The 14,502-nt window shown below is 69.7% G+C and carries 11 protein-coding genes and 1 pseudogene; 8 read left to right on the top strand and 4 right to left on the bottom strand.

The window, feature by feature from the left end; genetic code table 11:
* Positions 1-348, top strand: a pseudogene (locus tag RH94_RS45995) (acyl-CoA thioesterase domain-containing protein); the annotation flags it as partial.
* A gap of 289 nt (positions 349-637) precedes the next feature.
* On the opposite strand, the gene RH94_RS38190 reads toward RH94_RS45995, so the two are convergent.
* Together RH94_RS38190 and RH94_RS38185 are read right to left on the bottom strand one after the other, a co-directional pair.
* Positions 638-1,426 carry a phosphatase gene (locus RH94_RS38190; RefSeq protein WP_073952905.1) on the bottom strand — a complete coding sequence of 263 codons (789 nt, stop codon included), beginning with the start codon at positions 1,424-1,426 and terminating at the stop codon, positions 638-640.
* A 16-nt stretch (positions 1,427-1,442) separates the two neighbouring features.
* Positions 1,443-2,972 (bottom strand): PucR family transcriptional regulator, encoded by a 1,530-nt coding sequence (locus tag RH94_RS38185; protein ID WP_073952864.1) that lies wholly within the window; start codon positions 2,970-2,972, stop codon positions 1,443-1,445.
* Between the two features lie 157 nt (positions 2,973-3,129).
* Between RH94_RS38185 and RH94_RS38180 the strand changes: the two genes are divergently transcribed.
* From RH94_RS38180 to RH94_RS38150, 7 genes are all read left to right on the top strand, one after another.
* A complete protein-coding gene (locus RH94_RS38180) occupies positions 3,130-4,590 on the top strand; it encodes a sodium:solute symporter (protein WP_073952863.1) in 1,461 nt (486 codons plus the stop codon).
* Positions 4,591-4,646: 56 nt separating this feature from the next.
* Positions 4,647-5,615, top strand: coding sequence for an agmatinase (gene speB / locus RH94_RS38175; protein ID WP_073952862.1), 969 nt, complete (start codon positions 4,647-4,649; stop codon positions 5,613-5,615).
* Positions 5,616-5,661: 46 nt separating this feature from the next.
* Positions 5,662-7,353: a thiamine pyrophosphate-binding protein gene (locus RH94_RS38170; RefSeq protein ID WP_073952861.1), complete on the top strand. Its 1,692-nt coding sequence runs from the start codon at positions 5,662-5,664 to the stop codon at positions 7,351-7,353.
* A gap of 117 nt (positions 7,354-7,470) precedes the next feature.
* On the top strand, positions 7,471-8,748 hold the full coding sequence (locus tag RH94_RS38165; RefSeq protein ID WP_073952860.1) for an AAA family ATPase: 1,278 nt from the start codon (positions 7,471-7,473) through the stop codon (positions 8,746-8,748).
* Positions 8,748-9,428 (top strand): RloB family protein, encoded by a 681-nt coding sequence (locus RH94_RS38160; protein ID WP_073952859.1) that lies wholly within the window; start codon positions 8,748-8,750, stop codon positions 9,426-9,428. Before RH94_RS38165 ends, RH94_RS38160 begins: the two co-directional genes overlap by 1 nt.
* A 96-nt stretch (positions 9,429-9,524) precedes the next feature.
* Positions 9,525-12,146, top strand: a complete 2,622-nt coding sequence (locus tag RH94_RS38155) for a type I restriction-modification system subunit M (RefSeq protein ID WP_073952858.1) — start codon at positions 9,525-9,527, stop codon at positions 12,144-12,146.
* 46 nt (positions 12,147-12,192) lie between these two features.
* Positions 12,193-13,365, top strand: a complete 1,173-nt coding sequence (locus RH94_RS38150) for a restriction endonuclease subunit S (RefSeq protein ID WP_158073139.1) — start codon at positions 12,193-12,195, stop codon at positions 13,363-13,365.
* Between the two features lie 59 nt (positions 13,366-13,424).
* Here the strand turns inward: RH94_RS38150 and RH94_RS38145 are convergent, their stop codons facing one another.
* Positions 13,425-13,646, bottom strand: a complete 222-nt coding sequence (locus RH94_RS38145) for a DUF397 domain-containing protein (RefSeq protein WP_073952856.1) — start codon at positions 13,644-13,646, stop codon at positions 13,425-13,427.
* Positions 13,639-14,433: a helix-turn-helix domain-containing protein gene (locus tag RH94_RS38140; protein WP_073952855.1), complete on the bottom strand. Its 795-nt coding sequence runs from the start codon at positions 14,431-14,433 to the stop codon at positions 13,639-13,641. The genes RH94_RS38145 and RH94_RS38140 overlap by 8 nt, the downstream gene beginning before the upstream one ends.
* Positions 14,434-14,502 lie beyond the last annotated feature (69 nt).

Genomic DNA, 14,502 nt, shown 5'->3' with positions numbered 1-14,502 from the left:
GAGCCGCACTCCCAGGTGTGGTTCCGCACCAACGGCAAGCTCGACGACGATCCCCTCCTGCACGTCGTCCTCGCCACCTACGTGTCCGACATGACGCTGCTCGACTCGGTGCTGCTCGCCCACGGGCGCGGCGGCTGGGCGGTCGGGGACGTCGTCGGGGCCTCACTGGACCACGCGATGTGGTTCCACCGGCCGTTCAGGGCCGACGAGTGGCTGCTGTACGACCAGGAGTCGCCCTCCGCGCACGGCGGGCGGGGCCTCGGCCAGGCCCGTATCTACACGCGGGACGGCCGGCTGGCCATCTCGGTGATCCAGGAGGGCGTGGTCCGCGTTCCCCGGGAACGCTGAGGAACGTCGCCGGGGAACGCCGTCGCGAAGTTCCCCGGCGCCGGACGGCGTCCCGCCAGGTGGTGCAGGGGATCAAGGCGCCGGAACCCACAGGTGGGGGACGGTTGGCACCGCGGGACCGAGTGCCCGACCCGTCTCAGCGGGACACTTCGCGGGGTGCCGCTTCCCCGGAGGCCGCCACGGCCCTCGTCCCGGAACGCGAAGGGCTTGATCGCCCGCACCACGTCATGGGGCACGCCCCGGTGCCGCCGGGTCCGCCCGGACCATCTGGACCCGGCGCCGGGAAACCCTACGCCAGGCCCGCCTGGTCCAGCAGGTACGCCGTCATCGGGTCGTAGTACCGGGGGCTGATCACGTGGTCGTCGAGCGGCACCGCCACCTGCAGCGTCCCCTCCGCCTCGGCGAGGAAGAGGGCCGGGTCGTTGCAGTCCGCGTAGCCGACGGAGTCCACGCCGTGCTGACCGGCACAGCCCGCCCAGCCGTGGTCGGCGACGACCAGGTCCGGCAGCGGGCGGCCCTCGCGCTCCAGGCCGGTGAGGATGGCGCGCATCGGATCGCCGGAGTGGGTGTGCCACAGCGTGGCGCCGTGCTCCAGGACGGCCACGTCCGCGAACTGCATGACGTACCCCTCGTCCGTCTGCAGCCCGTCCGGGATGACGGTGATCTCGCAGCCGGCGGCGCGCAGCGCGGCGGCCGTGGCGCGGTGCACGTCGAGCAGACCGCCGGGGTGGCCGGTGGCGAACAGCACCTGCTGCCGCCCGTCGGCCGCCTTGCGCAGCCGGCCGGCCATCCGCTCCAGGGCGTCGACGGTCAGCTCGGGGTCGATGGTGTCCTGGCCGTGGCGGTGCTCCGGGTCGTCGTTGACGCCGACGCGCTCGGCCATCACCGCGAGTACGTCCTGCTCGTCGCTCCAGCGGTCGCCGAGCTCCAGCCCGAGCCAGAAGTGGCGGTCGCCGTTCGCGAGTTTGCGGTAGTGGGAGAGGTTGTTCTCACGGGGGGTGGCGACGTTCCCGGCGATACGGGTCCTCACGAGGTGGTCGACGAGTTCGGCGCGGCTGGGTGTCCCGGGTATCGGCATGGCCCCCATTGTGGTGTCAGGCCCGCCGCAGGGCGAACCACAGTTCCATGCGGACGTCCGGGTCGTCCAGGTCGGTGCCGAGCAGCGCGGCGCAGCGGGCGATGCGCTGGCGGACGGTGTTGCGGTGCACGGACAGGGCGACCGCGGTGCGGTCCCAACTGCCGTGCAGGGAAAGCCAGGTGCGCAGCGTCTCGGTGAGCGCCGGCGCCGCGCCGATGGGGGCGAGCAGGGCGCGGGCGTGCGCGTCGGCCTCGTCGCGGGGGAGCAGGTCGGTGAGGCCGGAACGGTCGCCGTGGCGGACCAGGGGGACGCGGGTGGCGCGGGCGCGGGCCAGGGCGCGGGCCGCCTGGGCGTCGGCGGCCGGCCAGTCGGCCGCCGTGACGGCGGTGCTCGCGCCGAGGGTCCAGCCGGGCTGGGGGGCAGGCTCCCGCTCGGCGGGGACGAGCACCCGTACGACCCCGTCGGCGAGGTCCACCAGCGCGGACCCGAGCGCGGCGCCGAGCGCGGAGGCGGCCATGGTGTCGGGTACCTGTGCGTCCGGCCGCGCGTGCACCACGACCCACCGTCCGGTTCCGAGCAACGGCGCCACCTCCTCGGGCGCCGCCCCCAGCAACACCCGCACGAGCGCCGAGGACCGGGCCGCCCCCGTACCGCTCTGGTGCTCCCCGGTGAGCAACGACAGCAGCACCGCGGCGACGGAGACGATGGTGTGGTCCCCGGGGCCCCGCTCCGGCGCCGCCACCCCGAGCACGAACCCCTGCCCGGCCCCGAGCGCGTAGGCGGCGAGATGACTGCCGCGGACGCTGTCGGTGGCGGAGGAGGGCGCGGGCCGGCCGGTGTGGGCGGAGGGTGTGCCACCGGAGGTCACCGGCCGTACCACTCCGGCGAGCCCCGCCAGTGCACCCCGCACCTCTTCTGCCTGTGGCCGTCCCGCCGAGGCGATGTCCGTGCCGTCGGGGCCGTACAGGACCGCCCAGCCCGTGAGGCGGTGGGCCAGTTGGCGGAGGACCGAGGGGACGGGGTCCGGGCGGGAGGCGGCGGCGGCCAGGCTCTGCTGGGCCTCGGTGACGCGGCGGAGCTCGGCCAGGCGGGCCTGGGCCATCAGCTGCCAGACGGCGCGGGCGACGCCGGAGAACGTGGTCCGCGGGGGGACCTCCAGCAGCGGGAGGCCGTGGGCGTCGCAGGCCGCCACCAGGGCGGGCGGCACCGTGTCGTGCACCGGCGCCAGGCCGAAGCCGAGGGCCGCGCCGCCCGCCGCCACGATCCGGGAGACGTAGCCGTCGAAGTACGGGCCGGTGCCCGCGGCCGGCTCGACATGGACGCCGGCCGTCAGCAGCAGTTCGCCGCCCAGCAGGTACGGGTACGGGTCGGCCATTTCCGAGACGTGCGCCCAGTGGATCACCGTGTCCCGGCCGGTCGGCCCCGCGATCCGGCGCAGGGCGAGGTCCTCCCGGGCCAGCAGGGCCGACAGAAGGATGGGCGGGGTCGGTGGGACCACGGGGGCAAAGGGGACCGGCGCATCCAGCATGATGTGCGTTCCCTCCATGCCGTCTCGTTCCAATGGATGAAACGTACACTTCGCAGTCGCTTTTCGGCCACCTAATGTCGACTCGGACCGGCAGTCACGGTACGGGCGTACGCCCCCGCGAGCCGCTGCCGTCGTCCCACCCCCGAACATCCCCCGTGCGCGAAGAGGAGGGCCCATGGCCGTCGACTACGCAGTGATCGTCGTCTATCTGGCCGGGATGCTGGCCATGGGCTGGTGGGGCATGCGCCGCGCCAAGTCCAAGAGCGAGTTCCTGGTGGCGGGCCGCCGGCTCGGGCCCGCCATGTACTCCGGCACCATGGCGGCGATCGTCCTCGGCGGTGCCTCCACCATCGGCGGCGTCGGCCTCGGCTACAAGTACGGACTCTCCGGGGCCTGGATGGTCTTCACCATCGGCCTCGGAATCCTCGCCCTCTCGATCTTCTTCTCGGCCCGGATCGCCCGCCTGAAGGTCTACACCGTCTCCGAGATGCTCGACCTGCGCTACGGCGGCCGGGCCGGCGTCATCTCGGGCGTGGTGATGTGGGCGTACACCCTGATGCTCGCGGTCACCTCCACCATCGCCTACGCCACGATCTTCGACGTCCTGTTCGACCTGAACCGCACCGTCGCGATCATCCTCGGCGGCACGATCGTCGTCGCGTACTCCACCCTCGGCGGCATGTGGTCCATCACGCTGACCGACATGGTGCAGTTCGTGGTCAAGACGATCGGCGTACTGCTCCTGCTGCTGCCGATCGCCGTCGTCAAGGCGGGTGGCTTCAGCGAGATGAAGGCCAAGCTGCCGACCTCCTACTTCGACCCGCTGGGCATCGGCGGCGAGACGATCTTCACCTACGTCCTGATCTACACCTTCGGCATGCTCATCGGCCAGGACATCTGGCAGCGCGTCTTCACCGCCCGCAGCGACACGACGGCCAAGTGGGGCGGCACCGTCGCCGGCACCTACTGCCTGGTCTACGCCATCGCCGGCGCCGTCATCGGCACCGCCGCCAAGGTGCTCTACCCCAACCTCGCCAGCGCCGACGACGCCTTCGCCACCATCGTCAAGGACGACCTGCCCGTCGGCGTCCGCGGGCTGGTGCTCGCCGCCGCCCTGGCCGCGGTGATGTCCACGTCCTCCGGCGCGCTGATCGCCTGCGCCACCGTCGCCAACAACGACATCTGGTCCCGGCTGCGCGGCGTCGTCCACCGCGACGGGGAGGAGCACGACGAGGTCAAGGGCAACCGCGCCTTCATCCTGGTCATGGGCGTCGCCGTGATCTGCACCGCCATCGCCCTCAACAACGTCGTCGAGGCGCTGACCGTCGCCTACAACCTGCTCGTCGGCGGACTGCTCGTGCCGATCCTCGGCGGGCTGGTGTGGAAGCGCGGTACCGCGCAGGGCGCCCTCGCCGCCGTGATCGTCGGCGGCCTCGCCGTCATCGGCCTCATGGCGACCTTCGGCATCCTCGCCAACGAGCCCGTCTACTACGGCCTGCTGTCCTCCCTCGCCGTCTACGTCGTCGTCTCCCTGCTGACCAGGCCCACCGACGAGGCCGTCCTCGCCGCCTGGCGCGAACGCCTCGCCGGGCGCACCCCCGAACTCCCGTCCGAACCCGCCCCGGCCCACCAGTAGAGTCGGTTGAAAAGCGGCACATGTGCGATGAAGCGCGAGAAAGAAGGCAATTCACCATGAGCAGCAACGAAACGCCCCGCGGTCCCGTCGACTCCTCCCGCGTCCCGCGGTACGCCGGCCCCGCGACCTTCGCCCGGCTGCCCCGCCTCGACGAGGTCGGCACCACCGACGTCGCCGTCGTGGGTGTGCCGTTCGACTCCGGTGTCTCGTACCGGCCGGGCGCCCGCTTCGGCGGCAACGCCATCCGCGAGGCGTCCCGGCTGCTGCGCCCCTACAACCCGGCGCAGGACGCCTCCCCGTTCGCCCTCGCCCAGGTCGCCGACGGCGGCGACATCGCCGTGAACCCGTTCAACATCAACGAGGCGGTGGAGACCGTCGAGGCCGCCGCCGACGAACTGCTCGGCACCGGCGCCCGGTTGATGACCCTCGGTGGCGACCACACCATCGCCCTGCCGCTGCTGCGCTCCGTCGCCAAGAAGCACGGTCCGGTCGCCCTGCTGCACTTCGACGCCCACCTCGACACCTGGGACACCTACTTCGGCGCCGAGTACACCCACGGCACCCCGTTCCGCCGCGCCGTCGAGGAGGGCATCCTCGACACCTCCGCCCTCTCCCACGTCGGCATCCGCGGCCCGCTGTACGGCAAGCAGGACCTCACCGACGACGAGAAGATGGGCTTCGGCATCGTCACCTCCGCGGACGTCTACCGCCGCGGCGCCGACGAGGTGGCCGACCAGCTGCGCCAGCGCATCGGCGACCGCCCGCTGTACATCTCCATCGACATCGACTGCCTCGACCCCGCCCACGCACCCGGCACCGGCACCCCCGAGGCGGGCGGCATGACCTCCCGCGAGCTGCTGGAGATCCTGCGCGGACTGGCCGGCTGCCACCTGGTGTCGGCGGACATCGTCGAGGTGGCACCGGCGTACGACCACGCCGAGATCACCTCGGTCGCCGCCTCCCACACGGCGTACGAACTGACCACCATCATGACCCGCCAGATCGCGGCCGCCCGCAACGCGTGACCCTCACGCCCGACGCGTACGACTCCCCGAAGGAGACCGAGCCCCAGTGACCCACGACCACGACCTGGTACTCCGCCCCACGCCCGCCCAGACGGAGGCAGCGCTCAATCCTCCCCCCGGCCGCAACGGCGGAGACCTGGTCGTGGAGACGCTCGCCGGGCTCGGTGCGACGACCGTCTTCGGCCTGCCCGGCCAGCACGCCCTCGGCATGTTCGACGCGCTGCGCCGCTCGGACCTCGCATACGTGGGCCTCAGGGTGGAGAACAACGCGGGCTTCGCGGCGGACGCCTACGGCCGGATCACGGGCGAGGCCGCGCCGCTGTTCCTCTCGACCGGCCCGGGAGCCCTCACCTCCCTGGCCGCCCTCCAGGAGGCGGCGGCGGCCTCCGCTCCCGTCCTGGCCGTCAGCAGCCAGGTCCCGACCGCCGGGCTCGGCGGCGGCCGCCACGGCTATCTGCACGAACTGCCCGACCAGGCCGCCTCGTTCCGGGGCGTGGTGAAGTCGGTGCACACCGTCCGCACCCAGTCCCAGATCCCGTCCGCGATCGCGGCGGCCTGGAAGTCGGCGCTGACCGTCCCGCACGGGCCCGTGTGGGTGGAGATCCCGCAGGACGTGCTGCTGGCGGAGACGAGCCTGCCCGTGGTCACGGCGGTGGACGCGACCCCGGAGGAGTCGGCTCCGCGCCCGGAACTCACCGCCGTGGCGGCCGACCTGCTCTCCCGCGCCGCCCGCCCCGCGATCGTCGCGGGCGGGGGAGTGGTCCGCGCGGACGCGTCCGGCAAACTGCTGGCCCTGGCCGAGAAACTGAACGCCCCCGTCGTCACCACCTTCGGCGGCAAGGGCGCCTTCCCCTGGGAGCACCCGCTGTCCCTCCAGTCCTGGCTGGAGGACCGGCACACCACGGACTTCCTGGAGGACGCCGACGTCCTGCTCGTGGTCGGCTCCGGACTGGGCGAACTCTCCTCCAACTACCACACGTTCACGCCGCGCGGCCGGGTCGTCCAGATCGAGGCCGACCTCGGCAAGCTGGAGTCCAACCACCCGGCGCTCGGCATCCACGCCGACGCCCGCCCGGCGCTCCAGGCGCTGCTGGAGACGGTGGACGCGCGCCCGGACGAGGGCGCCGCCGACCGCGTACGGGCGCTGCTGGGCAAGGTCCGCGACCGCATCGCCGCCCAGGACCTCACCCTGGAGCAGGACGTCCTGGCCGCCGTCCGCCGCGCCCTGCCCGCCGACTCCCCGTCCTTCTGGGACATGACGATCCTGGCGTACTGGGCCTGGTCGGCCTTCGACGCCAAGTCCCCCAACACCATGCACTCGGCCCAGGGCGCCGGCGGCCTCGGCTACGGCTTCCCGGCGGCGCTCGGCGCGGCGGTCGCGGACCCCACCCGCCCGGTCCTCGCGGTCTCCGGCGACGGCGGAGCCCTGTACTCCGTCGCCGAGCTGGCCACGGCCCGCCAGTACGACCTGAACGTCACCTGGCTGATCGTCGACGACGGGGGCTACGGCATCCTCCGCGAGTACATGACGGACGCCTTCGGCCAGGCCACGGCGACGGAACTCACCCGCCCCGACTACGTGGCCCTGGCCGAGTCCTTCGGCGTCCCGGGCGTGCGCACGACCCCCGAGACCCTCGAGAGGGACCTGTCGACGGCCCTGGCCGCACCAGGTCCCTCGGTGGTCGTCCTCCCGGCGGTCCTGCGCATGTTCGCCCCTACCCACCTGGGCTCGGACTGATCACCCGATCGACTGTTCGCGGTGACCTCGGCGGGATATGTTCCATGAGGTCGCGGGCGTCCCGGCCGGGCCGATGTCGGATGCGGCCATTACCCTGACCCGGGAGAGGAGGACAGCGTGCTGCTGAGGTTCCGCGTCGCGAACGTACGGTCCCTGCGAGACGAGCAGGAGCTGTCCTTCGTCGCGCCGGGCGAGAAACAGGGTGGATCGGCGAACCCGGTGGATCTCGCAGGCGGCGGATCCGTCTCCGTCCTCCCGCTGATCGGCATTTTCGGGGCCAACGCCTCCGGTAAGTCGAACGTCCTGAGTGCGATGACGGACATGCGTAACGCGGTCCTCAACTCCTATGCGCACTGGGCCTCTTACGACGGCATCCCGCGCCAGGTCTTCTCCCTGGACCCCAAGAGCGAGAGCGAACCCTCCTTCTTCGAGGTCGACGTCGTCATCGACGCGGTCCGCTGGACGTACGGCTTCGAACTCGGAGCAACCCGTGTCGAGTCCGAATGGCTGCACAGCTACCCGCACGGCCGCCGCCAGGAATGGCTCGACCGCGACGCCTCCCGGCCGGACGTCTTCAAGTGGCCCGGCGGACGGGTCAGGGACCGGGCCCAGCTCGTACGGCGTACGAGGCCCAACGCCCTGCTGCTCTCCACGGCCGGCACGGACAACCACCCGCAGCTCTCCCCGCTGTTCCACTGGTTCCGCCGCAACTTCTGGATGATCAGCCCGGAGGTCGAGCGGGACGAGCGCGCGCGGTACACCACGAAGGAACTGTCCGGTCCCAGGGCCACCAGGATCCAGGAGCTGTTGAGGGTCGCCGACCTCGGCATCACCGGAGCGAGGGTCGTCCAGGAGAGCCCGGGCCGGGACACGGTGAAGCTGACCCACCACTCGGCTGCCGGGGACGTGTCCTTCGACTGGCGGGAGGAGTCCTACGGCACCCGGTCCTGGTTCGCCCTCCTCGGCCCTCTCCTCCTCGCCCTCGACGAGGGCGCGGTCCTCCTCGTCGACGAACTCGACGCCAGCCTGCACTCCCGCTTCGCGGCCGAGGTCGTCCGGCTCTTCCACGACCCGTACGCGAACCCCAAGGGCGCCCAGCTGGTCTTCACGTCGCACGACGCGACCGTGCTCACCACCCCGAGCGGCGAGCGGCTCCTCGACCCGGCGCAGGTGTGGCTGACGGAGAAGAACAGGGACGGGGCGACCGAGCTGTATCCGCTCACCGACGTGGAGCCTGGCGAGGACGAGGACCTCACGCAGTCCTATCTCGCGGGGGCCTTCGGTGGGGTTCCGGCTCTCCTGGAGGGGCAGATCGCGCGGCGGCTGCTGGTGGCGCGCGAGGCCGGCACGTACGACGGGACAGGCGAGCGAGCGGACGGGGCGGAGCGGGACTGATGGGGCGGGCGCAGAAGGGCAGGGACTCGTGGGAGCGTGCGGCCCGGCGGGGCGGGCAGCGCAAGCGTCAGGTCTTCATCTTCACCGAGGGCAAGGTGACCGAGCCCTCGTATCTCGACATCCTCAAGGACCAGGGCGTCCCGCTCGCCGACGAGGTCCCGGTGGAGATGCACATCGCCAACCGCAGAGCGGACAGTGGGCGCAAGCCGCTCGACCTCGTCGAGCAGGCGATCAGGCTGAAGCGCGAAGAGGACCGCAAGGCGAAGCGGGCCAAGCTGGAGAAGAAGTACCTGCCTCAGGTCTGGTGCCTCTTCGACCACGACAACTACAAGTACGTCCGTGACGCACTGGACCAGGCGAAGGCGGCGGGCATCGGAGTCGCCTTCTCACACCCGTGCTTCGAGGTGTGGCGCCTCGCGCACTACAAGCCGGTCAGCGGCTCGTTCGCCGGGGTGTGCGACGGGGCGGCCGACCGGCTCCCGTTCCAGCGGGGCTCCCAGGACGCCAAGACCCCCAAGGTCGTCCTGCCGCACCAGATCCTGGGCCGCTACAAGACCGCCCGGAAGAACGCCGAGCGGATGAACGGCCAGCACGCGGCACATGTGGGCAAGTGGGACAAGGACCCGTACACGGACGTGCACGAGTTCGTGGAGAAGGCGCTGCACATCGACAGCTACTGACTGCTCCCGGTCATGATCACGCGCTGATTTCGGTATGGCCCCGGCCTGGTCATAAGGTCTCTCCGTCATCTCAGGTCGGGTCGTAGGGAGTCGTACGTGGCCAAGCTCACGCTCGCCCAGCTGGAACGGCATCTGTGGGCCGCCGCGGACATTCTGCGCGGCACGATGGACGCCTCCGAGTACAAGGACTACATCTTCGGACTGCTCTTCCTGAAGCGGGCCAACGACGAGTTCGAGGCGGCCAGGGACCGGCTCAGGCAGTACGCCGTCGATGAGCTGAAGCTCAGCGACGAGGACCTTCCCGGCTACCTGGAGCAGCCGGGCCCCTACCGCAAGCGCGATGTGCTGTACGTGCCGGAGGAGGCTCGTTGGGCCAAGGTCTCCGCCGCCACCCACAACATCAACGAGATGACCCTGCGTCCCGCCCTCCAAGCGCTCGAGGGGCAGAACAGCAAGCTCAAGGGCCTCTTCGACCACCTGGACTTCAACCGCATCGGCGGTTCGGGCGCCGCGTCGGGCGCGGCCAAGCTCGCCGACCAGCGCCTGCAACTCCTCATCGCGCACTTCGGGCGGATCCGGCTGCGTACGGAGGACTTCGAGTTCCCCGATCTGATCGGTGCCGCGTACGAGTACCTGATCAAGGAGTTCGCGGACTCGGCCGGACGCAAGGGCGGCGAGTTCTACACCCCGCGCGCCGTGGTCCGGATGATGGTCGAGCTCCTCGCCCCCACCGAGGACATGAGGATCTACGACCCGTGCGTCGGCTCGGGCGGCATGCTCATCCACGCGGCGGAGTACGTGGAGGAGCACGGCGGCGACACGTCGTCGATGTTCTTCGCCGGACAGGACGCCAACTCCGGCTCCTGGATCATGTCCACGATGAACATGGTCCTGCACGGGGTGCGCCGCTTCGACCTGGCCACCGGGGACACGCTCTCGCAGCCGGCGCACGTCCCGCGCTCGGACGAGGACCGGTTCGACGGGGTGCTCAGCAATCCGCCGTTCTCCCTGGACTACGCCCTTGCTGATCTGGCGCACCCGGCCGAGCGTGCCAAGTACGGGGCGACGAGCGAGCGCGGCAAGGCCGACCTGATGTTCCTCCAGCACATGCTGTGGGAGGCCAAGCGGGAGGGCTCTCGCGGCGGCATGGTGATCACGGTCATGCCGCACGGGGTGCTGTTCCGGGGTGGCGGTGAAAAGGCCATCCGTACGGAACTGCTGGAGAAGGACGCCATCGAGGCGGTCATCGGCCTCGCCCCGAACCTCTTCTACGGGACCGGCATCCCGGCCTGCATCCTGGTGCTCCGCCCGCCGGGCCGGAAGGACCGGGATCGGGAGCGCAAGGTGCTGTTCATCAACGCCGACCGCGAGTTCCACGCGGAGCGGGCGCAGAACATCCTGCTCCCCGAGCACGCCGAGAAGATCGTCTCGACGTTCCACGCGTACGAGGAGGTCCCCGGCTTCTCGCGGATCGTGACCCGTGAGGAACTCGCCGCCAACGACGACAACCTCAACATCCGCCGGTACGTCGACAACACGCCGCCGCCTGAGCCGCAGGACGTGCGGGCGCATCTGGTGGGCGGGGTGCCCCGCGCGGAGATCGAGGCGAAGAAGCCGCTGCTCGACTCGTACGGGATCGGGGTGACCGACCTGTTCGTGGAGCGGGAGCCGGCGGACCCGGCGTACGTGGACTTCCGGGACGAGGCGGCGGGCGGCCGCCCCGAGCTGGGCGAGCTGGCCCGGCCCCGGGAGGAGGCGCTGCGGGCGGAGTTCGGCAAGTGGTGGGAGGAATCGGCTGCCCGCAGGCTGGAGGCGGTGGCGGCCACGCCCGAAGCTCTCGCTTCGTCCACGTCCTCCGAGCGCAAGGCCGCGTTGATGGCGGTGCGGGGGCAGCTGATGAAGTCGTTCGGGGAACGGCTGGGCCGGGTCGGGCTGCTGGACCGGTACGCGTTGGCGGGTGCGGTCGCGGGGTGGTGGTACGACGCCAAGTACGACCTGCTCGCGCTGTCGGAGAACGGGTTCGGGGGTGTCGTCGACGGGTGGGTCGAGAACGTCGACACGATGCTCTCGCCCGAACAGGACGCGCGGACGAAGAAGCTGCGTACGAGGACGGCGGCGGAGCGGCGTCAGGCATACGACCACAAGGTGGTCGCCGCGATCGCCCCGCAGTTCCTGGAGGAACTGGCGGAGGCGGACGCGCGCAAGGCGGAGGCGGACGCACGGTTCAAGGAGCTGAACGCGCGGCTCTCCGGGGGTGGGGAGGAGCCGGAGGCCGACGGCGACCCGGCCGACGGTGAGGTCGACTCGAAGGAAGTCACTCTGAGCGTCGAGGAGTTGGCCGAGCTCACGGCTGAACTGGCCCGGGTGAAGAAGGCCCGCACGAAGGCGGGCGCGGACATCAAGCGCCTTGAGGCGGACTTCCACCGCTATCCGTACCCGAGCGACCCGCCGACGCTGGGGGAGGAGCCGCCGCGGTTGTTCCGGGCACGGGAGGATCTGGACGCGGAGGGGGAGCGCCGGGTGGTGCTCGACCTGCTACGGGACGACTTGGCGACGAAGCTGGACGGACATGTGGTGCAGTGGCAGCGGGAGCTGGCGGCATCCTATGAAACGTGGGAGCAGAAGTACGCTGCTTCATTGAGGGAGATTCGGGCGGGGCGGGAACGGGTCGCGGACGCGCTGGATGGGTTCCTGAAGGAGCTGGGCTATGCGGAGTGAGGCGTCTGTTTCCTGGGTTCCTGTCAAGGATCTCGGTGACGTCCGTATGGGCAAGCAGCTCTCACCGGCGAGCCGGACAGGTGTAGGGCAGTGGCCCTACCTCCGGGTTGCAAATGTATATGAGGGACGTATCGATTACTCGGACGTGAACTCCATGGCTTTCTCGGCCTCAGAGCGCGAGACATATGGACTCCTGCCAGGCGACATCCTGCTGAACGAAGGGCAGGAGAACCTGATGATGGTGGGACGGAGCGCGCTGTACGACGGCGCTCCCGGCGAGTACTGCTTTCAGAACACGCTGATCCGGTTCCGTCCCGGTCCGGCTGTCCTGCCTGAGTTCGCGCAAGCGGTGTTTGTCTGGTGGCGCGCGAACGCGGTGTTCGCGGGGATCGCGGAGAAGACGAGTATCTCGCACCTGGGTGGAAGCAGGTTCGGAGCGCTTTTGTTCCCGTTGATTCCGGTGGCTGCGCAGCGACGGATCGTTGATGTGCTCAACAATGTCACGGAGTTGGAACGCAGCATCGAGGCGTCGATCGCCAAGTTTCGCAACATGCGCCAAGGGTTTCTACTGGCGTTCATGCAGTCTGTAGCGAGTAGTCAGCCAACGGCAGGCTGGGATCGCGTGCCGTTGAAGGACGTTGTTCCATCAGTCGAGTATGGAATCTCTGAAGCCCTTGACCGGGATGCTCGCGGCGTACCAGTGCTGCGTATGAACAATATTCAGAGTGCCAGGATCGATGCGGATGAGCTTCGCTACTGCCCAGTTCCGGTTCCTTCGAAGTTGTTTCTCCGGCATGGAGACATTCTATTCAACAGGACCAACAGCATGGAACATATTGGCAAGGCGGCCATGTGGCGTGACGAGTTGCCGAGCGCGACCTTCGCGTCGTATTTGGTGCGTCTCGTCCCAGACCTGCAACGCGTGACACCGGAATACCTTGTCGAATGGCTGATGCACCCTTTGGTTCGGCAGCGGGTGCGGTCGATTTCGACGGTTGCGGTGCAGCAGGTAAATGTCAATCCATCCCGGTTGAGGGAGTTGGAGATTGATCTCCCGGTCAACTTGGCTGAACAGCGGCGCATCGTAGCCACGCTGGAGGCCTGTGACGAGCAGATCGGGCGTGAGAACGAAGAGCTGAGCAAGCTCCGTGAGCTCAAGCAAGGGCTTGTGGACGATCTGTTGTCGGGGAGAGTCAAGGCTTCCGGCTTGGCGGCCTGAGGGAACGGCGTCCGGCCCGCCCAAGGGGTGCGGGCCGGATGAATCGCGGCGGTGAGCGGTCAGGCGGACAGGCGACCGTCCTTAACTGCTGTGACGAACGACGCCCAGCCAGCCGACGGGAAGACCAGCGCGGGTCCCTCGGGGGCCTTGGAGTCGCGGACGGGGACGCCCGTGGGGTGGCCGGCCAGCACCTCCAGGCAGCTGCCGCCCTGGTCGTTGCTGTGGGAAGACTTTCGCCAGCCCCCCAGTACCCCTGCATTCGGTATCACTCGGTCAGCCATGATGTTCGTAGTCCCTTGCTGTTGCCCTGAGCAGATCCAGTGATTCCTTGAGTGGCAGCGCGTTGCCCAGTGCGAAATCGTAGCGATGTTGCAGTTCCTGAACCACGGACGGGCTGTCGTGGATCTTCCCCATGTACAGGCCTTCGCCGTAGGCCACGGGCGGCTGATCCTCGAACCACATCAGCGTGAGCATGTTGCTCATGAGGGGATGCATGCCCAACGTGAACGGCAGAAGGTGCAGTTGGATCCGCTCGGCCTCGGCGAGTCCGACGAGGTGGTTGATCTGCTCCGCCATGACTTCCGGGCCGCCGATCCGGCGTCGTAGCACCGCTTCATCCAGTAGCGCCCACACTACGGGTGTCACTGGGTCGGCAAGGATCTTTGCGCGCTCAAGGCGTGTGACAAGGCGTCTGTCACGTTCCTGTTCACCCACCGGAGGGAACGACGTGCTCAGAACCGCACGTGCGTACCTTTCCGTCTGGAGGATGCCAGGGATGAACGACAGGGCGAACTCCCGGATCATCGTCGCCTGCTGTTCGAGCTGACGAGCAGCCTCGAAGTACCCCGCGACAGCGGTGTCGTCGTCCGGCAGGAAGCTGCTCAGTACATCGCCCGTGTTCAGGGCCCTGTCGAGGCGTCTCGCGTCCTCCTTGGACGGGGTGCGCCGGCCCGCCTCGATGTGGGCGATGTGCGAACGCGTCATGACGGCGGCCGTCGCCAGATCCTGCTGCGTCAGCCCGGCGGCCTCGCGCTGCGCCTTCAACCACTCCCCATAGATGTTGCTCATCGTCAGCTCCCATGTGACAGATGCGTTGTCACCTCCGACCCCCTGGCGAGCCTAGCCCGGCCGGTCTCA

The organism is Streptomyces kebangsaanensis, from assembly GCF_001906585.1.
GTDB lineage: Bacteria > Actinomycetota > Actinomycetes > Streptomycetales > Streptomycetaceae > Streptomyces > Streptomyces kebangsaanensis.
Note: the sequence above shows the minus strand (reverse complement) of the source record. Positions and strands in the feature narration are given on the sequence as shown.